Raw genomic sequence first — 19280 nt, forward strand, 5'->3', positions numbered from 1 at the left:
GCAGTGCGCAACACTGAGGGGTAGGGCATGCCACACGAAGTCCATGCCGTCGTCGCGGCGAAGAAGGGCGCACCCGTCGGTCCGCAGACGATCCTGGTGCCGGATCCCGGCCCCGGAGAAGTGCTCGTCGACGTCCAGGCCAGCGGGGTCTGCCACACCGATCTGCACTACCGCGAGGGTGCCATCAACGACGATTTCCCCTTCCTGCTCGGCCATGAGGCCGCCGGCGTCGTCGAGTCCGTCGGCGAGGGCGTCACCGACCTCGCGCCCGGCGACTACGTGGTGCTCGCCTGGCGGGCACCGTGCGGCCAGTGCCGGTCCTGCCGGCGCGGCCGCCCCTGGTACTGCTTCGACTCCCGCAACGCCAGCCAGCAGATGACGCTGTTGGACGGCACCCCGCTCAGCCCCGCCCTCGGCATCGGCGCGTTCGCGGAGAAGACGCTGGTCGCCGCCGGGCAGGCGATCAAGGTCGATGCCTCGGCCCGCCCCGAGGCGGCCGGGCTGATCGGCTGCGGGGTGATGGCCGGTTACGGCGCCGCCGTTCATACCGGGGCGGTCGGCAGCGGCGACACCGTCGCCGTCATCGGCTGCGGCGGCGTCGGCAACGCCGCCATCGCCGGCGCCTCGATCGCCGGCGCCCGCCGGGTCATCGCCGTCGACATCGACGAGCGCAAGCTCGACGGTGCCACCCGCTTCGGCGCCACCCACACCGTCAACTCCCGCCGCACCGACCCCGTCGAGGCGGTCCGCGAGCTGACCGGCGGCCACGGCGCGGACGTGGTCATCGACGCGGTCGGCCGCCCCGAGACCTACCGCCAGGGCTTCTACATGCGCGACCTGGCCGGCACCCTGGTCCAAGTCGGCGTCCCCGAACCGGAGATGACCATCGACCTGCCGCTGATCGACCTGTTCTCCCGCGGCGGCGCGCTGAAGTCCTCCTGGTACGGCGACTGCCTGCCCAGCCGGGACTTCCCGGTCCTGATCGACCGCTACCTCAGCGGACGGCTCGACCTCGGCGGCTTCGTCACCGAGACCATCGGGCTGGACGAAGTGGAGGCCGCGTTCGACAAGATGCGGGACGGCCAGGTGCTGCGTTCGGTGGTGGTCCTGTGACCGCCCCGCTGCGCGACCGCGACCGCGCCCGCGTCGTGATCATCGGCGCCGGCATCGTCGGCTGCTCGCTCGCCGACGAACTCACCGCCCGCGGCTGGCGCGAGGTCACCGTCCTCGACCAGGGTCCGCTGCCCGCCCCCGGCGGCTCCACCTCGCACGCCCCCGGCCTGGTCTTCCAGACCGGCCCGTCCAAGACCATGACCGAGTTCGCCGCCTACACCGTCCGGAAGTTCGGCTCCCTCCACGTCGACGGACTGCCCTGCTTCAACGCCGTCGGCGGCCTGGAGCTCGCCACCACCGAGGCCCGCTGGGCCGACCTGCACCGCAAGGCCGGCCTCGCCGCCTCCTGGGGCGTCCGCGGCGAACTCCTCGACGCCCAGCAGTGCAAGAAGCTGTGGCCGCTGCTCGACGAGAGCAAGGTCCTCGGCGGCCTGCACACCCCCGACGACGGCCTGGCCCGCGCGCTGCTCGCCTGCCGCGCCCAGATGGCCCGGGCCGAGGGCCGCGGCGCCCGCTTCCTCGGGCGGCACACCGTCACCGGCATCGAGCGGGCGGCCGGCGCCGTCACCGGTGTCGTCACCGACCACGGCGTCTTCCCCGCCGACCACGTGGTCTCCGCCGCCGGCTTCTGGGGACCGGTGATCGGCTCGCTCGCCGGCGTGGACGTGCCGCTGCTGCCGTTGGCCCACCAGTACGCCACCACCGGCCCGTTGCCCGAGCTCGCCGGCCTCAACGACCCCCGCCAGGAGGCGAGCCGGCCGATCCTCCGCTACCAGGACCGCGACCTCTACTTCCGCGAACACGTCGACCGGATCGGCATCGGCTCCTACGCCCACCGCCCGCTGCCCGTCGACCCGTTCACCGTCCCCGCCTACGACGACGCCCCGGTGATGCCGTCCTCGCTGCCCTTCACCGCCGAGGACTTCGCGCCCAGTTGGCGCGACAGCGTCGCTCTGCTGCCCGCCCTCGGCGGCTCGCGGGTCGCCGACGGCTTCAACGGCGTCTTCTCCTTCACCCCCGACGGGATGCCGGTCCTTGGTGAGTCCCGCACCCTGCGCGGCTTCTGGCTTGCCGAGGCGGTCTGGGTCACCCACTCCGCCGGCGTCGCCAAGGCCGTCGCCGAGTGGATGAGCGACGGCCGCCCCACCACCGACGTCCACGCATGCGACCTCACCCGCTTCGAGGACGCCCAGCGCTCGCCCGCCTACATAGCGGAGCGCGGCGCCCAGAGCTTCGTCGAGGTCTACGACGTCATCCACCCCCTCCAGCCCATGGAGCAGCCCCGCCCGCTGCGCACCAGCCCCTTCTACCCGCGCCAACAGGAGCTCGGCGCCGCCTTCTTGGAGGCCGGCGGCTGGGAACGCCCCCACTGGTACGAGGCCAACGCCCCGCTCGCCGAGGGGCTCGACCTCCCCGAACGCGACGCCTGGTCCGCCCGCTACTGGTCGCCGATCGCCGCCGCCGAGGCCGCCGTCACCCGCGAGCGTGTCGCCCTCTACGACATGACGCCGCTGCGCCGCCTGGAGGTCACCGGACCCGGCGCGCTGGACTTCCTCCAGCGCATGACCACCAACCAACTGGCCAAGAAACCCGGCGCGGTGACCTACACCCTCCTCCTCGACGAGACCGGCGGCATCCGCTCCGACCTCACCGTGGCCCGGCTCGCCCCCGACCGCTTCCAACTCGGCGCCAACAGCCCGGCCGACCTGGACTGGCTGCTCCGGCATGCCCCCGAGGGAGTCCAGGTCCGCGACCTCACCTCCGGCACCTGCTGCATCGGCGTCTGGGGCCCGCTCGCCCGCGCCCTCGTCCAGCCGCTGACCCGCGACGACTTCTCGCACGATGCCTTCGGCTACTTCCGGGCCAGGCAGACCCACATCGGGCACGTCCCGGTCACCGCGCTGCGCCTGAGCTACGTCGGCGAGCTCGGCTGGGAGCTCTACACCACCGCCGACCTCGGGCTCCGCCTCTGGGACACGCTCTGGGCCGCCGGCCAGGAGCACGGCGTGATCGCCGCCGGCCGCAGCGCCTTCAACAGCCTCCGCCTGGAGAAGGGTTACCGCGCCTGGGGCCACGACATGACCACCGAACACGACCCCTACGAGGCCGGCCTCGGCTTCGCCGTCCGCCCCGCCAAGGGCGACTTCCTCGGCCGGGCCGCCCTGGAGGGCCGCAGCGAGGAGAGCGCCACCCGCAAGCTCACCTGCCTCACCCTCGACGACCCCGCTGCCAACGTCCTCGGCAAGGAACCCGTCCTCCGCGACGGCGTCCCGGTCGGCTATGTCACCTCCGCCGCCTACGGCTACACCCTCGGCCGGTGCATCGCCTACGCCTGGCTGCCGGCCGCCGACGCGGTCCCCGGCACCGCCGTCCATATCGAGTACTTCGGGCGGCCCCTCGCCGCGACCGTCGCCCAAGAACCGCTCTTCGACCCGAAGATGACCCGCATCCGCCGCTAACGCCGCCTCGCCCCGCGCCCCGTTCGTCCCTTCCCGCCGCTCCGTTGCCCCGGTCGCCCGAGGAGAGCCGCCATGACGACCACCACCCCCGCCGAAGCCCGCCCCACGGCCTCCGCCACGCCCAGCCTGACCGCCACCCTTCCCGGCCGCGCCTACACCGACCCGGACCACTTCCGCCGCGAACAGGAGCTGATCTTCGAGCGGTTGTGGTTCTGCGCCGTCCGCGGCGCCGACCTCGACCGGCCCGGCGCCTTCCGCACCGTCCGGGTCGGCCGGGAGAGCGTCCTGATCACCCGCAACCGCGCGGGCGCGCTCCGCGCCTTCCTCAACATCTGCCGGCACCGCGGTGCCCAACTGTGCACCGAGGAGTCCGGCCAGGTCCGCCGCAACCTCCAATGCCCGTACCACGCCTGGACCTACGACCTGGACGGCCGACTGGTGGCCGCCCCCAACCTCCAGAAGATGCCGGACCTCGACCGCACCGAACGCGGCCTGGTCACCGTCCCGGTGCGGGAATGGCTCGGCTACGCCTGGGTGTGCCTGGCCGACGAACCGCCGTCCTTCGAGGACACCGTGATCGGCGCGGCCGTCGAGCGGCTGGGCGAGGTCGCGGCCCTGGACCGCTACCGCACCGAGAGCCTGGCCCTGGGCCGCCGCATCAGCTATGACGTGCGGGCCAACTGGAAGCTGATCGTCGAGAACTTCATGGAGTGCTACCACTGCGCCACCATCCATCCCGAACTCACCGATGTGCTCCCGGAGTTCGCGGACGGCCTGGCCGCCCAGTACTACGTCGGGCACGGCGCCGAGTTCGCCGAGGAGGCCCATGGCTTCACCGTGGACGGCAGCGCCGGCTTCGGCCGGCTGCCCGGCATCGACGACAGCCAGGACCGGCGCTACTACGCCGTGACCGTCCGCCCGCAGGTCTTCCTCAACCTCGTCCCCGACCACGTCATCCTGCACCGGATGTTCCCGCTCGCCGCCGACCGCACCCTGGTCGAGTGCGACTGGCTGTATCTGCCCGAGGTCGTGGAATCCGGCGCCGACACCACCAAGTCCGTCGAACTCTTCCACCGCGTCAACACCCAGGACTTCGACGCCTGCGAGCGCACCCAGCCGGCCATGGACTCCCGCGCCTACCGCGACGGCGGCGTGCTGGTGCCCAGCGAACACCACATCGGGGCCTTCCATGCCTGGGTCACCGGGCAGTTGGCGGGCGGGCCCGCCTGACCACGCCGAGGGCCGTCGGCCCCGCACCCCCTGCCTCAGCCGTGCACCTGGGCACCAATTGCCTTCACGACTACCATCCCTAGCTCGCACCGGCGGCGTACTGAGGAGGACGGCCCTTGACTCCAACTCGCGGCACGAACCCGGCACCCGAGGACGACACCGGCCTGGCCGAATTCGGCTACCGCCCCGAACTCAAGCGCACCCTCGGCAACTTCCACACTTTCGCCGCCGGCATCAGCTACATCTCCATCCTCACCGGCACCTTCCAGCTCTTCTACTTCGGCTTCGGTCACGGCGGCCCGGCCTACTGGTGGTCCTGGCCGATGGTCTTCATCGGCCAGTTGATGGTCGCGCTCTCCTTCGCCGAACTGGCCGCCCGCCACCCCGTCGCCGGCTCCGTCTACAACTGGGCCAAGAAGCTGGGCAATCCCCACATCGGTTGGCTCGCCGGCTGGATGATGCTGGTCGCCTCCATCGTCTCGCTGGCCGCGGTCGCCCTCTCCTACCAACTGACGCTCCCGCAGATATCCCACGCCTTCCAGTTCGTCGGCGACGGCACCGGCCCCTACGACACCGCGACCAACGCGGTGGTCCTGGCCACCGTGCTGATCCTCTTCACCACCCTGGTCAACGCCTTCGGCGTGAAGCTGATGGCGCGCATCAACACCGCCGGCGTCTTCATCGAGCTGATCGCCACCGTCGTGCTGATCGTGCTGCTCGCGGTGCACATCGTCCGCGGCCCCGGCGTGCTGCTCCAGACCCACCACACGGGAGCCGGCCAACACCTCGGCTACCTCGGCGCGTTCCTCACCGCCTCGCTGGCCTCCGCCTACGTCATGTACGGCTTCGACACCGCGGCCTCGCTCGGCGAGGAGTCCCTGGACCCCTCGCGCAATGCCCCGCGCGCCATCCTGCGCGCGCTGATCGCCTCGTTCCTGCTCGGCGGGCTGATCCTGCTGCTCGCGCTGATGAGCGTCGGCAGCCTCAACGGCAAGGGCCTGACCACCGACGGCCTCCAGTACGTCGTGTTGAACGTCCTCGGCGACACCGTCGGCAAGGCGATGCTCTGGTGCGTGCTGATCGCCGTCACGGTCTGCGCGTTGGCCGTGCACACCGCCGCCATCCGGCTCACCTTCGCGATGGCCCGGGACACCAACCTCCCGTTCGCCGCCCGGCTCGCCAGGCTCAGTCCGCGCTTCCGCACCCCGGTCCTGCCCGCGGTGATCATCGGCGTGCTGTCGCTGAGCGTGCTGGTCCTCAACATCCGCCAGCCACAGATCTTCTCGGTCGTCACCAGCCTCGGCATCATCATGATCTACACCGCCTATCTGCTGGTCACCGCGCCGATGCTGGTCGCCAGGCTGCGCGGCAGGTGGCAGCCGGCCGGCGGCGGCCGGTTCAGCCTGGGCCGCTGGGGGCTGCCGGTCAACGCCGCCGCCGTCCTCTGGGGCGCGGCCATGATCGTCAACCTGGCCTGGCCGCGCGACGCCGTCTACAACGCCGCCCCACCGCACCACTGGTACCTGCGCTGGGGCGCGGTGCTCTTCGTCGGCCTGGTCGCGCTCGGCGGCTTCGCCTACTACTGGTGCGTCCAGCGCCACCGCACCGGCGTCCTCGCCGACCACGCCGCGCAACCGGCCGACGGGGACGACGACGCAACCGACACCCCGCTCGCCGTCCCGGCGCACGACTGACCGCGCCCGTCCGCACGGTGCCAGGGCCGGTCCGACCGTGTTCCGTCGGACCGGCCCGGCCCCGAACGGGCCGGCTACAGACGGCGGTTGTCCAGTACGGCCACCGCTCGCCGCACCCGCTCGGTCTCCGCCGGGTCCACCTCGCCGAGCAGCAGTCCGGGGGCACCGCCCAGTCGGGCCCGGACCGTACCGTCCGGGCCGATCAGCGCGCTGTGGCCCACCCCGGTCGGTGCCTTGGTGGGCGCCTCCGGGTCGGCGTCCTGGTCCGGCGCCGCCTGGCCCACCGCCGCCAGCCACACCGTCGCGTCCAGCGCCCTGGCCCGCACCAGCAGATCCCACTGCTCCCGCTTGCCGGGGCCCGCGCCCCAGGAAGCGGGCAGCAGCGACACCGTCGCGCCGGCGTCCGCATGGGCCCGGAACAGCTCGGGGAACCGCAGGTCGTAGCAGGTCGCCAGGCCCACCCGGACGCCGTCCACGTCGATCGTCACCACCCGGTCGCCCGGCGCCACGGTGTCCGACTCCCGGAATCCGAACGCGTCGTAGAGATGGATCTTGTCGTAGGACGCCTCCACCCCGGGTCCGGTCGCCAGCAGGGTGTTGGCGACCCGGCCGTCCGGTGCCGGGGTGAACATCCCCGCCACCACCGTCACCCCGGTCTCCTGGGCCACCGCCCGCACCCCCTCGGCCCACGGCCCGTCCAACGGCTCGGCCACCGGCCCCAGCGGCACCCCGAAGCGCACCATCGCCGCCTCCGGCAACACCGCCAGGCGCGCCCCCTCGGCCGCGGCCCGGCGCACCAGGTCCGCGAGCTGTGCGAGGTTCTCCTTCGGCTCGGTCGAAGAGGTCATCTGGCACAGTGCGATACGCATCGGCACTCTCTCCCGTCGTCTCCGCTCCCACGACCCCCACTCAGATCGCGCGGGCCGCCCTGCCTTGGACGGTACGCCGTGCCGCGCCCGCACCACAGCTCCCCCTCGGGGGCGCCGCCCCCTCGACCTCGGACGACGCCCGGCGGCTCAGGCCCGGTCCGCGCCGGCGAGCTCCTCCGGGCGGAGCAGCGCGGCCAGCCGGTCCGCGGGCAACAGGCCCCGCTCCAGGACCAGTTCGGCCACCCCGCGCCCGGTGGCCAGGGCCTCCTTGGCGATCGCGGTCGCCGCGGTGTAGCCGATGTGCGGGTTGAGGGCGGTGACCAGGCCGATGGAGTTCTGCACGCTCTCCCGGAGGGTCTCGGTGTTGGCGGTGATACCGAGGACGCAGCGTTCGGCGAGGGTGCGGCAGGCCGCCCCGAGGTGGGTGATGCTCTCCGACAGCGCGTGCAGGATGACCGGTTCGAAGGCGTTGAGCTGGAGCTGCCCGGCCTCCGCGGCCATGGTGATGGTGACGTCGTTGCCGATCACCTCGAAGGCGACCTGGTTGACCACCTCCGGGATCACCGGGTTGACCTTGCCCGGCATGATGCTGGAACCGGCCTGCACCGGCGGCAGGTTGATCTCCGCGAGGCCGGCGCGCGGGCCGGAGGAGAGCAGCCGCAGATCGTTGCAGCTCTTGGAGAGCTTGACCGCGATCCGCTTGAGGACGCCGGAGAGGTGGACGAACGCCCCGCAGTCCTGGGTGGCCTCCACCAGATTGGCGGCGGTCACCAACGGCAGGCCGGTGATCTGGGCCAGATGGCGTCGCACCGACTCGGCATAGCCCTTCGGGGCGTTGAGGCCGGTGCCGATGGCGGTGGCGCCGAGGTTGATCTCGTGGATCAGGGCCACCGCCTCGGCCAGCCGGCCCTGGTCCTCCTCCAACATCACCGCGTACGCCGAGAATTCCTGGCCCAGCGTCATCGGCACCGCGTCCTGGAGCTGGGTGCGGCCCATCTTCAGGACGTCCCGGAACTCCTCCGCCTTGGCCGCGAACGCCTCCCGCAGCACGGTCATCGAGGCCAGCAGCTCCCGGACCGCGATCACGGTGGCGACCTTCACCGCGGTGGGGTAGGCGTCGTTGGTCGACTGGCTGAGGTTGACGTGCTCGTTGGGGTGCAGCGGGGCGTAGTCGCCCTTGGCGTGGCCGAGCAGCTCCAGCGCCCGGTTGGCGATCACCTCGTTGGCGTTCATGTTGGTGGAGGTGCCGGCGCCGCCCTGGATGACGTCGACGATGAACTGGTCGTGCAGGCGGCCGTCCCGGATCTCCCGGCAGGCGGCGGCGATCGCGTCGGCCTTCTCCGGGGCAAGCAGGCCGAGTTCGGCGTTGGCGCGGGCCGCGGCCTCCTTGACGGCGGCGAGCGCGTCGATCAGGTGCGGATAGCCGGAGATCGCGGTGCCGGTGATGGGGAAGTTCTCGACGGCGCGCAGGGTGTGCACGCCCCAGTAGGCGTCCGCGGGTATCTCGCGCTCGCCGAGCAGATCGTGTTCGCGGCGGTGGCCGGGGGTCATGACGGGTCCTTCGTGCGGTGGGGTACGGGGAGGGGGAGCGCGGCGCGGGTCAGGCGGCCGGGGAGCGGGGGAGGAGGCGGTCATTGCGCAACGCGGCGACCGGTTGCACGGCGCCGACCGCCGAACCGCCGCCCAGGACGGGGCGGGTGGCGAACGGGGCGAGCACCTCGGGGTCGATGCCGCAGTGGGCCAGCGCCGCGGCCGTGACCGGCATCCGGGCCCGGTCGGCGCCGTCGGCGATCTTCACGCCGACCGCCCGGCCGTCCGGCAGCGCGGCGATCTGGACGCCCTCGAAGCCGTCCTTGGCCAGCAGTCCGGGCACGGCACGGACCAGGTGGGCGACGTCCCGGTCGCGGCCGGAGACCATCTCGGGGTGGTGCCGCATGGCGCCTGCCACCCGGCCCGCGGCGGTGTCCGGTGCGGCGCTCGCCAGTCGGGCGGCGGCCCGGGTCAGCCCCAGCAGCGAGACCGCGAACAGCGGTGCGCCGCAGCCGTCGACGGTGACCTGGGCGATGCCCTGGCCGGTCAACTCCTCGACGGTCGCGGCGAGTTGACGCTGGAGCGGATGGTCGGGGTCGAGGTAGCCGGCCAAGGGCCAGCCGCGGGCGCGCGCCGTCGCCAGCATCGCGGCGTGCTTCCCCGAGCAGTTCTGGGCGAGCCGATCGGGTCCCAGGCCGCGAGCCAGCCACGCCTCCCGCTCGGCCGTCCCGTAGGGCAGGTCGGGGACGTTGCGCAGGTCGTCCTCGGTCAGCCCGTTCGCGTCCAGGATGCGTCGGGCGGTGGCCAGATGGCGCTCCTCCCCGGAGTGGCTGGCCGCGACCAGGGCCAGCGCCGGGTCGTCCAGCGGTGGCAGCCCGGCCCGCAGCAGCCCGACGGCCTGGAGCGGCTTGAGCGCCGAGCGGGGGTAGAACGCGGCCTCCGCGTCGCCGAGTTGGTATTCCACCGTGCCGTCCGCGGCCAGCACCACCACCGAGCCGTGGTGGACGCCCTCGACGAGGCCGCCGCGGACGACCTCGGCGACCGGGACGTGCCCGGGCGCGCGCAGCGCCGGCGGCGGGGCGGTACCCGCGGCCCCGTCGAGATCCGCAACGGCGTTCCGCGGCGCGCTCATGCCTCGCCCCCGGCCTGGCCGGTCCGCACGATGGTGGACAGCGTGGTCTCGACCCGGGCGAGGTGGTGCTTCATCGCCTCGACGGCGTCGTGCTCGGAGCGGTCCACGAGCGCCTCGATGATCGCCCGGTGCTCGCGGTTCGACTGCTCGCGCCGCCCACCGACGTCGTTGAGGAAGGCCGACTGGCGGGCCAGGGCGTCGCGGATCTCCTCGATCACCCGCCGGAACACCGGGTTCCGGGCGGCCTGGGCGATGGCCAGGTGGAACAGCGTGTCCATGGCGACCCAGGCGGTGGTGTCGGTCTCCCGCTCCATCCGCTCCAGCAGGTGCGTCAGATGGTCGAGGTCCTCCGGCGTCCGGCGCACCGCGGCGTAGCCGGCCACCGGGACCTCGACGTGACGGCGGACCTCCAGCAGGTCGCTGGCCGCGTAGTCGCCGAAGGTGGGGTCCGGCACCGCGCCGTCGGAGACCACGAAGGTGCCCTTGCCGGTGCGGGAGACGGTGAGTCCCATGGTCTGGAGGGCGCGCAGCGCCTCGCGGAGCACCGGCCGGCTCACTTCGAGGCGGCGGCACAGCTCGGCCTCGGAGGGCAGCTTGTCCCCGACCGCGTACTCGCCGCGCTCGATGGCCCCGCGCAGGTGGCTCAACACGGCCTCCATGGCGCTCACGCGCCGGGGTGCCGCGGGGCTGGATATGTCGCCGGCTGTCTGGCTGTCTGACAGGTTCACCCGGGGATGGTCGGTCGGGCGCGGGGGAGCTGTCAAGCGGGTGGAGGTGAGGCGTACGTCATGCCCGGAGCGCGCGGAGCGCCGCCTGCCGGACGGCTTTTCGCCCCCAATGGCCTTTCCTCGCAAGCGAGTTCACCGCCAGGAGGAGGCGGGGATTCCCCTCACCCCGGCACCCCGTGAAAGGTCGAAACGGCGTGCGGTTAGCATATGAGCACCGCCTAGCTCGATCGAGAGATAAGCCTGTGACTGTCAACGACGACTCGTTCACCAACTGGAAGATCCGCGAGGAGATCGCGGAGTCGATGATCCCGCTCATCGGGAAGCTGCACCGGGAGCGTGACGTCACCGTCCTGCTCCACAGCCGCTCCCTGGTGAACAAGTCGGTGGTCAGCATCCTCAAGACGCACCGCTTCGCCCGGCAGATCGCCGGTGAGGAGCTCTCGGTCACCGAGACGCTGCCGTTCCTCCAGGCGCTCACCACGCTCGACCTCGGTCCGGCCCAGATCGACATCGGCATGCTCGCCGCGACCTACCGGTCGGACGACCGCGGCCTGTCGATCGAGGAGTTCACCGCCGAGGCGGTCGCCGGCGCCACCGGCGCCAACAAGATCGAGTGCCGCGAGGGCCGCGATGTCGTCCTCTACGGCTTCGGCCGCATCGGCCGCCTGGTGGCCCGCCTGCTCATAGAGAAGTCCGGCTCCGGCAACGGGCTGCGGCTGCGCGCCATCGTCGTCCGCGGCGGCGGCCGGGCCGCCGAGGATCTCGTCAAGCGCGCCTCGCTGCTGCGCCGCGACTCCATCCACGGCCAGTTCCAGGGCACCATCACCGTCGACGAGGCCAACAGCGCGATCATCGCCAACGGCAACGAGATCAAGGTGATCTACGCCAACGACCCGTCCGAGGTCGACTACACGGCGTACGGCATCAAGGACGCCATCCTCATCGACAACACGGGCAAGTGGCGCGACCGCGAGGGCCTGTCGAAGCACCTGCGTCCGGGCATCGACAAGGTGGTGTTGACCGCCCCGGGCAAGGGCGACGTGCCCAACATCGTGCACGGCGTCAACCACGACACGATCAAGCCGGACGAGCAGATCCTGTCCTGCGCGTCCTGCACCACCAACGCGATCGTGCCGCCGCTGAAGGCGATGGCCGACGAGTACGGCGTGCTGCGCGGCCACGTGGAGACCGTCCACTCGTTCACCAACGACCAGAACCTGCTGGACAATTACCACAAGTCCGAGCGCCGTGGCCGCTCCGCGCCGCTCAACATGGTCATCACCGAGACCGGCGCCGCCTCCGCCGTCGCCAAGGCGCTGCCCGACCTCCAGGCGAAGATCACCGGCAGCTCGATCCGGGTGCCGGTGCCGGACGTCTCGATCGCCATCCTCAACCTCCAGTTGGCCCGCGAGACCACCCGCGAGGAGGTCCTCGACCACCTCCGCGACGTGTCGCTGACCTCGCCGCTCAAGCGCCAGATCGACTTCATCAGCGCCCCCGACGCGGTCTCCAGCGACTTCATCGGCTCGCGGCACGCCTCGATCGTCGACGCCGGCGCCACCAAGGTCGAGGGCGACAACGCGATCCTCTACCTCTGGTACGACAACGAGTTCGGCTACTCCTGCCAGGTCATCCGGGTCGTCCAGTACGTCTCCGGCGTGGAGTACCCGACCTACCCGGCGCCGGTGGCCTGACCCGCCGACCGCCGACCGACCGCCCCGGGGAGGGCGACCGGTGCCGCACCAGGCACCGGTCGCCCTCCTTGCTTTCCACTCGGCGCGCGGCCCGCCCACGCCTCGACTTGCGGCTTCCGTTGCGTCAACTCCTACTGTCTTGGTTGTGGCCGGAAAGACCGGCCCGGCGAGGGGAGCTAGCGACCATGAACTGGTCGATCGCGGAGGTGGCCCGGATGTCCAACGTGACGTCCCGGACGCTGCGGCACTACGACGAGATCGGCCTGTTGCCGCCCGCGGGGATCGGGAGCAACGGACACCGGTACTACGCGGAGGCGGATCTGCTGCGGTTGCAACAGATCCTGCTGATGCGGGAGTTGGGCCTGGGACTGCGGGAGATCCGCGAGGTCCTGGACAGCCAACGGGACCAGGTGGCCGTGCTGCGCGAGCACCACCGACGGTTGCTGGGGGAGCGGAGCCGGCTGGAGACGCTGGCCCGGACGGTCGCCCGCACCATCGCCGACTTGGAGAAGAAGGACGAGGGGAACGAGGACATGACGGTCCAGATCAACCGGCCGGAGAACCTCTTCGAGGGGTTCGAGCCGTCCCGTTACGAGGCCGAGGTCGAGGCGGAGGTCCGCGAGCGGTGGCCGGCGGCCTGGGAGCAGTCCCGGCGGGCCGCCGAGGGGATGAGCGCGCAGGACACCGAGGCGTGGCAGCGCGAGGTGACGGCGCAGCTGATCCGCATGGCGGAGCTCATGGTGGCCGGCGCCCCGGCGGACGACCCCGCCGTGCAGGCCGAGGTGGCACATCACTACCAGGGCGTGTGCCGCTTCTGGACGCCCAACAAGGCCGCCTACGAGGGCCTGGCCCAGCGGTACGTCGATGACCCGCAGATGCGGGGCAACTTCGAGAAGATCGCCGAGGGGCTGGCCGAGTACCTGAGCGCCGCGATGCGCGTCTACGCCGGTGCCGAGCTGAGCTGATCGCACACAGGCTGTCGGGGGGCTGCAGACCTCCGACAGTACGTGCCCCGCGCGGGAGAAGCCCGCGCGCCCCGCGTCCGTCCGTCCGTCCCCGGACGGTGGGACGTGAAAGACCCTTGCGCTCCGCGGCCGGTGTGTAGTCGGCTGACCCTCATGAGCAACCGGAGGGGCTGGGGGAGCATGAGGAAGCGGAGCGTCATCACGTTGTTCGCCGCGCTGGTCGCGGGCTCGCTGTGTGCCGGCGTGCCGCAGCCGCGCGCCCGGGCCGCCGACGGCCCGCCGCCGGGCGCCGGTTCGCCCGCACTGCCGGGCGTCGATCTGGACACGGTGACGATCCCGGAACTCCAGGCCCGGATGACCCACGGCTCGCTCACGTCCTCGGCGCTGACCGCCGCCTACTTGGCGCGGATCGAGGCCATCAACCCCACGATCCATGCGGTGTTGCGCACCGACCCGACGGCCCTGCGGCAGGCCGCCGCGAGTGACGCCCGGCACCGCCGCGGCGAACCGCGCGGCCCGCTCGACGGCATCCCCGTCCTGGTGAAGGACAATGTGGACACCCGGGGCCTGGCCTCGACCGCCGGCTCGCTGGCGCTGGCCGGCAGCCCGCCCGACCGGGACGCCGCCCTGGTGACCCGGCTGCGGGACGCGGGCGCGGTGATCCTCGGCAAGACCAATCTCTCCGAGTGGGCCAACTTCCGTGCGGACAAGCCCACTTCGGGCTGGTCGGCGGTGGGCGGTCAGACCCACAACCCCTTCGTACTGGACCGCAATCCGTGCGGCTCCTCCGCCGGTTCGGCCGCCGCGCTGGCCGCGTCGTTGGCGCAGGTGGCCATCGGCAGCGAGACGGACGGCTCCATCGTGTGCCCGTCCGGGATGAACGGCGTGGTCGGGCACAAGCCCAGCCTGGGCCTGGTCAGCCAGTCCGGGATCGTGCCGATCTCCGCCGAGCAGGACACCGCCGGCCCGATGGCGCGCAACGTGATCGACACCGCGCTCGCCTTCCAGGTGCTCAGCGGGCGCGAACCCACCACCGCCCAGGGCTCGTTGGCGCACCCCGACGGGCTGCGCGGCAAGCGGATCGGCCTGTGGCGACTGCCCGAGCTCGGGCCGGACGTGGACGTCGTGCTGTCCCGGACCGCGGACGCCCTGCGGCACGCCGGCGCCGAGGTCGTCGAGGTGACGCCGCCCTACCAGAAACGCATCGCCGAGCTCGAATTCCCGGCGCTGCTCAGCGAGTTCCACCGGGACATCGACGCCTACCTCCCCACCCGCAAGGGGCCGCAGAGCCTCGCCGAGCTGATCGCGTTCAACCGCAGCCACCCGGCGGAGCACACCTGCTTCGCCGGTCAGGAGCTCTTCGAGAAGGCGCTGGCCGCGCCGCCCACCACCGACCCCAAGTACCGGGCCGGCCGCGCCGAGTTGGCGGACCTGTCCCGGCGCTCCATCGACGAGACCATGGCCGCCCACCACCTGGACGCCATCGCCGCGCCGACCAACCCGCCCGCCTGGACGACGGACTGCGCGCGGGGCGACAACGACGTCATCCCGTCCTCGACCCCCGCGGCCGTCTCCGGCTACCCGTCGCTGTCGGTGCCGGCCGGGACGGTGCGCCAACTCCCCGTCGGCCTGCTGCTGATGGCCGGCAACCACCAGGACGAGCGACTGCTGGCGCTGGGTGCCGCGGTGGAACACCGGCTGCACGCCTGGCGGGCCCCGCGCTACCTGCCGACGCTGGGCTCCGACGGCCCTCGCTGAAAGGTTTTCATCGGCTTTGCGCCAACCTTGACCTCCCCGTTCGAAGAAATGTGCTGAAAAGGCACTCGCATTCCCTCGATCGGGTGACGAAGATGCCTCGGTGATTGATGATCGTCGTCGTGCCATGAACCGTCGCCGGGTCCTCCGGGCCGGTCTGGCCGCCCTCAGTACCCTGTCGATAGTGTCCGCCGTGCCCGCTGCCGCCCAGCCGGCCAACCCCCCTTCCACCCCGTCCCCTTCGGCCCGCCCGCTGAACCCGGCCGAGGCGCGCACCGCCGCCTACCTGGAGTCGGTCCGCTCCGACCCGGCGCGGCTGCGCGGCTTCTTCCGGCAGTTCCCCAAGGGCGGTGATCTGCACAACCACCTCTCCGGCGCGGTACCCACCGAGTACCTGATCACGCTGGCCGCCGAGGACAAGCTGTGCATCGAGACCAAGACGATGACGGCGGTGCCGGGGCCGTGCGGCGAGGGCAAGCGGCCGGCGGTGGACGCCAAGACCGACCGGAGCTTCCACGACGCGCTGTTGCGGGCCTGGTCGATGCAGGACTTCCCGGCCGGCGGATCGGGTCACGACCACTTCTTCGACACCTTCGGCAAGTTCGGTGAGGTGACCTGGCGGCACCGCGGCAAGCTGCTGTCGAAGGTCGCCGACGGCATCGCCGCGCAGAACCAGTTCTACCTGGAGACGCTGGTCACCCCCGCCTCCGAGGAGGCCAAGAAGGTGGCCGACCAGGTGGGTTGGCACCCCGACCTCGCCCGCATGCACCGGGAGCTGGCCGCCGACGGCAAGCTGGACCGACTGGTGGCCACCGCCCGTAAGGAGGCCGACGACGCGGACGCCGAGTTCCGCGCCACCTCCCACTGCGGCACCGCACAGGCCGCCCCCGGCTGCCGGCTGACCGTCCGCTGGAACTCCCAGGTCTCCCGCGGCAGCAGCCCCGAGCGGGTCTTCACGCAGATGGAGGTCGGGCTCCGACTGGCCGAGCGGGACCCGCGGTTCACCGCCGTCAACCTCGTCCAGCCCGAGGACGGCGAGCGCGCGCTGCGCGACTACCGCCTCCAGATGCGGATGCTGAACTATCTGCACCAGGTCTACCCGAAGGCCCACATCACCCTGCACGCGGGCGAGTTGGCGCCGGGCCTGGTCAAGCCGGAGGACCTGAAGTTCCACATCAACGAGGCGGTCAACGTCGCCCACGCCGAGCGCATCGGCCACGGCGTGGACCTCGTCCACGAGGACGGCTGGCGGCAGCTGGCGCGCACCATGGCCGCCCGTGAGGTGGCCGTCGAGGTGCCCTTCACCAGCAACGCCCAGATCCTCGGCGTGAAGGGCGCGGAGCACCCCTTCAACACCTACCGCGCGTACGGCGTGCCGGTCGTGCTGGCCACCGACGACCCCGGCATCTCCCGGATCGACATCAGCCACGAGTACCAGTACGCCGCCACGACGTACCGGCTCGGCTACGGCGAGCTGAAGGACCTGGCCCGCGCCTCCCTCCAGTACTCCTTCCTCTCCGGCCGCAGCCTGTGGCAGGGCAACCCGACCCGGCACGGCTACCACCCCGTCGCCGCCTGCCGCGGACAGGTCCCCGGCAACGGCACCCCGGGTGCGGCCTGCCGGCGGCTGCTCGCGGACAGCCCCAAGGCGGCCGTCGAGTGGCGGCAGGAGGCCGCCTTCGCCTCCTTCGAGCGGCAGTTCAGCCACCGCTGACCGCGGCGGCCGGCCCGGGCCCCGGCGCACCCGTCCACGACGGGGCGCCGGGGCCCGGCCATGTCCGGCTACGCCTCCGACGCCTCCGATGCCTCCGACGCCTCTGATGCTTCCGCGCGGAAGTCCAACAGGTAGAACACCTTGTCCCAACGGCGCTCGCCGATGGCCACGAAACCGGGGAGGCGGCCGTATTCCCTAAAGCCCAACGACCGGTACAGCCGCAGCGCGTGGGCGTTGTCGGCGCGGGCGTCCAGGGTGAGGACCTCGATGCCGGCGGCCCGGGCGTCGGCGATCAGCGCGCCGGCCAGCGTCCGGCCGATGCCGCGGCGGTGCGCGGTGCCGGCCACCGCCAGCTTCTCCAGGTCGGCGTGCGGGTAGTTGGTGGGGCGGGCGTAGCGCAGCCAGTAGCCCAGGCCGATCAGGGTGCGGCCGGCGTAGGCGGCGCGCAGCGCCCCGTCGCCGGCCGCGGCGGCCGTCAGCACCCGGTCGACCAGCTCGGCGACCTCCGCGGGCCCGGGCGGATCGACCCAGCCGAGCGGCGCGCCGTCGGCGACCAGGTCGGCGAGGATCCGGTGCGCGGATCGGGGGAACTCCGCCGCCAGTTCGGGGTCGGCGGCCAGCGCGTGGGCATCCAGGACGACGGTCTGGTGGTCGGGCTCGTTGATCTTGAGGGGGTGCATGGACGGCAGCCTAGGTCCTGTCGTCAAACTCCCGTCGTTCGCCCGGAGGGCGGGCCGGGCGCCGCCCGGCAGACGGGAGTGTGACGACAGGGCCTAGGCCCTGTCCGACGCGACGGACAGGGCCGCCCGTACCCCTGTCGCGCGCCGCGTGAACCGGTCAGTCCAGGGGCAGTTGGCGGACCGCGGCCTCCAGGGCGGCGCTGATCCGGTGGACGTCCTCGGGGGTGGTCCGCCAGTTGCTGAACGCGGCCCGGAGGGCGGGGAGTCCGGCGTGCACGGTGGGGGTGAGGAAGACCTCGGTGGCCAGCGCGTCGGCGAGGGCGGCGAGGCGCCGGGCGGTGGGGCGGGTGGCGAGGGTGAAGCAGACGACGTTGAGGTGGACGGGGGAGAGCAGCCGCAGCCCGTCGAGGGCGGCGACCGCCGCGCCCAGGGTGCGGGCGCCCTCGACGCAGCGCTCCACGATCTCGCGGTGGCCCTCGCGCCCGTAGGCGCGCAGCGTGAACCAGGCGGGCAGGGCGCGCAGTCGGCGGGAGTTCTCCGGGGTGAGGTGGACCAGGTCGGGGGTGTCGCCGAGCGGCCCCAGATAGGCGGCGGCGTTCTGGAAGACCCGGGCCTGGAGGTCCGGGCGGCGGGTGAACTGGACCGCGCTGTCGTAGGGGACGTTGAGCCACTTGTGCAGGTCGATGCAGAGCGAGTCGGCCAGGTCCAGGCCGTCGGCGAGGTGGGCGTGACGCGGGGAGAGCGCGGCGAAGGCGCCGAACGCGGCGTCGACGTGCAGCCAGCAGCCGTAGCGGTCGCGGAGTGCGGCGAGGGCGCGGAGGTCGTCGAAGTCGACGGTGTTGACGGTGCCGGCGTTGGCGACGACGACGCAGGGGCCGTCGGCCTCCTGGAGGGCGCGCTCCAGCGCCGCCGGGTCGACCGCCTCCCGGTCGGGGAGGGTGGGCACGGTGACCAGCGCGGCGCGGCCAAGTCCGAGCATCGACAGCCCCTTGGCGACGCTGGAGTGCGCGGCGCCGGACAGCACCCGCACCGGACCGAGCGCGGCCACCCCGTCCTCGGCCGGCGAGACGCCGCGCCGCTCGCCGAGCCATTCGCGGGCGATGGCCAGTCCGACGGTGTTGGACAGGGTGGCGCCGCTGACCAGCGCGCCGTGGTGGGCGTCGGAGAGCCCGAAGAGGGCGCGCAGCCAGCCGACCGTCTCCCGTTCCAGGTGCTGCCCGGTGGCGTCCAGGGACGACATGGAGTTCTGGTCCGCGGCCGCGGTCAGCCAGTCGCCGGCCAGCGCCGCCGGGGTCGCCCCGCCGGTGACGAAGCCGAGGTAGCGGGGGCCGGCGCTGGCCGACAGGCCGGGCTGCCAGCGTGCGGTGAAGTCCCCGAGCGCGTCCCTCAGTCCGGTGGCGCGCTCGGGGAGCGGGGCCGGTTCCGGGGCGGGGCGCGCGGGGACGACGGGGGCCTGGTCGAGGCCGTCGAGGAAGGCCACGGCGCGCTGCCGGGTGGTCTCCAACAGGTCGGGCAGCGCGGCGAGATCCGCGGCGAGCTGGGGGTGCACGGGGCGCTCCGTTCGTCGAGTGATCACGACGCTAGCCGGGCCGGTCCCCGTCCGCCTGGTCCAATTCGAGAGAAGTGGACTGGAATTGGGACCGGGCGGCCTGTTCGATGGGGCGGGAGTACCAGTCCGGGGCCCGGCCGTTGGCCTGGACGCAACCGCCGGCCAGGG

The 19280-nt window shown here is 72.5% G+C and carries 14 protein-coding genes; 8 read left to right on the plus strand and 6 right to left on the minus strand.

Going from position 1 to position 19280, the window contains the following annotated elements; translation table 11 throughout:
• Positions 1-27: 27 nt before the first annotated feature.
• From ACFVFQ_RS10350 to ACFVFQ_RS10365, 4 genes are all read left to right on the plus strand, one after another.
• A complete protein-coding gene (locus tag ACFVFQ_RS10350; RefSeq protein ID WP_383411934.1) occupies positions 28-1113 on the plus strand; it encodes an S-(hydroxymethyl)mycothiol dehydrogenase in 1086 nt (361 codons plus the stop codon).
• Positions 1110-3572: an FAD-dependent oxidoreductase gene (locus ACFVFQ_RS10355; protein ID WP_383411936.1), complete on the plus strand. Its 2463-nt coding sequence runs from the start codon at positions 1110-1112 to the stop codon at positions 3570-3572. Before ACFVFQ_RS10350 ends, ACFVFQ_RS10355 begins: the two co-directional genes overlap by 4 nt.
• A gap of 72 nt (positions 3573-3644) precedes the next feature.
• On the plus strand, positions 3645-4802 hold the full coding sequence (locus ACFVFQ_RS10360; RefSeq protein WP_383411939.1) for an aromatic ring-hydroxylating dioxygenase subunit alpha: 1158 nt from the start codon (positions 3645-3647) through the stop codon (positions 4800-4802).
• A 116-nt stretch (positions 4803-4918) separates the two neighbouring features.
• Positions 4919-6496 carry an APC family permease gene (locus tag ACFVFQ_RS10365; RefSeq protein ID WP_383411942.1) on the plus strand — a complete coding sequence of 526 codons (1578 nt, stop codon included), beginning with the start codon at positions 4919-4921 and terminating at the stop codon, positions 6494-6496.
• A gap of 74 nt (positions 6497-6570) precedes the next feature.
• Here the strand turns inward: ACFVFQ_RS10365 and ACFVFQ_RS10370 are convergent, their stop codons facing one another.
• The 4 genes from ACFVFQ_RS10370 to ACFVFQ_RS10385 all read right to left on the minus strand — a co-directional run bounded on the left by ACFVFQ_RS10370 (position 6571) and on the right by ACFVFQ_RS10385 (position 10755).
• Positions 6571-7365 carry a carbon-nitrogen hydrolase family protein gene (locus ACFVFQ_RS10370; RefSeq protein ID WP_383411945.1) on the minus strand — a complete coding sequence of 265 codons (795 nt, stop codon included), beginning with the start codon at positions 7363-7365 and terminating at the stop codon, positions 6571-6573.
• A gap of 147 nt (positions 7366-7512) precedes the next feature.
• Positions 7513-8916, minus strand: coding sequence for an aspartate ammonia-lyase (gene aspA, locus ACFVFQ_RS10375; protein WP_383411948.1), 1404 nt, complete (start codon positions 8914-8916; stop codon positions 7513-7515).
• Positions 8917-8965: 49 nt separating this feature from the next.
• Entirely contained in the window at positions 8966-10027 is a 1062-nt protein-coding gene (locus ACFVFQ_RS10380; RefSeq protein WP_383411951.1) for an asparaginase, read from the minus strand.
• Positions 10024-10755, minus strand: coding sequence for a FadR/GntR family transcriptional regulator (locus ACFVFQ_RS10385; RefSeq protein WP_383411954.1), 732 nt, complete (start codon positions 10753-10755; stop codon positions 10024-10026). Before ACFVFQ_RS10385 ends, ACFVFQ_RS10380 begins: the two co-directional genes overlap by 4 nt.
• A 242-nt stretch (positions 10756-10997) precedes the next feature.
• Here ACFVFQ_RS10385 and ACFVFQ_RS10390 point away from each other — a divergent pair, with 242 nt between their 5' ends.
• The 4 genes from ACFVFQ_RS10390 to ACFVFQ_RS10405 all read left to right on the plus strand — a co-directional run bounded on the left by ACFVFQ_RS10390 (position 10998) and on the right by ACFVFQ_RS10405 (position 16883).
• Positions 10998-12449, plus strand: coding sequence for a glyceraldehyde-3-phosphate dehydrogenase (locus ACFVFQ_RS10390; RefSeq protein WP_383411957.1), 1452 nt, complete (start codon positions 10998-11000; stop codon positions 12447-12449).
• A 185-nt stretch (positions 12450-12634) separates the two neighbouring features.
• Positions 12635-13414 carry a MerR family transcriptional regulator gene (locus ACFVFQ_RS10395; RefSeq protein ID WP_383411959.1) on the plus strand — a complete coding sequence of 260 codons (780 nt, stop codon included), beginning with the start codon at positions 12635-12637 and terminating at the stop codon, positions 13412-13414.
• A 180-nt stretch (positions 13415-13594) separates the two neighbouring features.
• Positions 13595-15172 carry an amidase family protein gene (locus tag ACFVFQ_RS10400; RefSeq protein ID WP_383411962.1) on the plus strand — a complete coding sequence of 526 codons (1578 nt, stop codon included), beginning with the start codon at positions 13595-13597 and terminating at the stop codon, positions 15170-15172.
• A gap of 124 nt (positions 15173-15296) precedes the next feature.
• Positions 15297-16883 carry an adenosine deaminase gene (locus ACFVFQ_RS10405; protein ID WP_383411965.1) on the plus strand — a complete coding sequence of 529 codons (1587 nt, stop codon included), beginning with the start codon at positions 15297-15299 and terminating at the stop codon, positions 16881-16883.
• Between the two features lie 68 nt (positions 16884-16951).
• Here ACFVFQ_RS10405 and ACFVFQ_RS10410 read toward each other — a convergent pair whose 3' ends face one another.
• Together ACFVFQ_RS10410 and ACFVFQ_RS10415 are read right to left on the minus strand one after the other, a co-directional pair.
• Positions 16952-17563 (minus strand): GNAT family N-acetyltransferase, encoded by a 612-nt coding sequence (locus tag ACFVFQ_RS10410; protein ID WP_383411968.1) that lies wholly within the window; start codon positions 17561-17563, stop codon positions 16952-16954.
• A 157-nt stretch (positions 17564-17720) separates the two neighbouring features.
• Positions 17721-19112, minus strand: a complete 1392-nt coding sequence (locus ACFVFQ_RS10415) for a pyridoxal phosphate-dependent decarboxylase family protein (protein ID WP_383411970.1) — start codon at positions 19110-19112, stop codon at positions 17721-17723.
• Positions 19113-19280 lie beyond the last annotated feature (168 nt).

Source organism: Streptomyces sp. NPDC057743 (assembly GCF_042798755.1).
Taxonomy (GTDB): domain Bacteria; phylum Actinomycetota; class Actinomycetes; order Streptomycetales; family Streptomycetaceae; genus Streptomyces.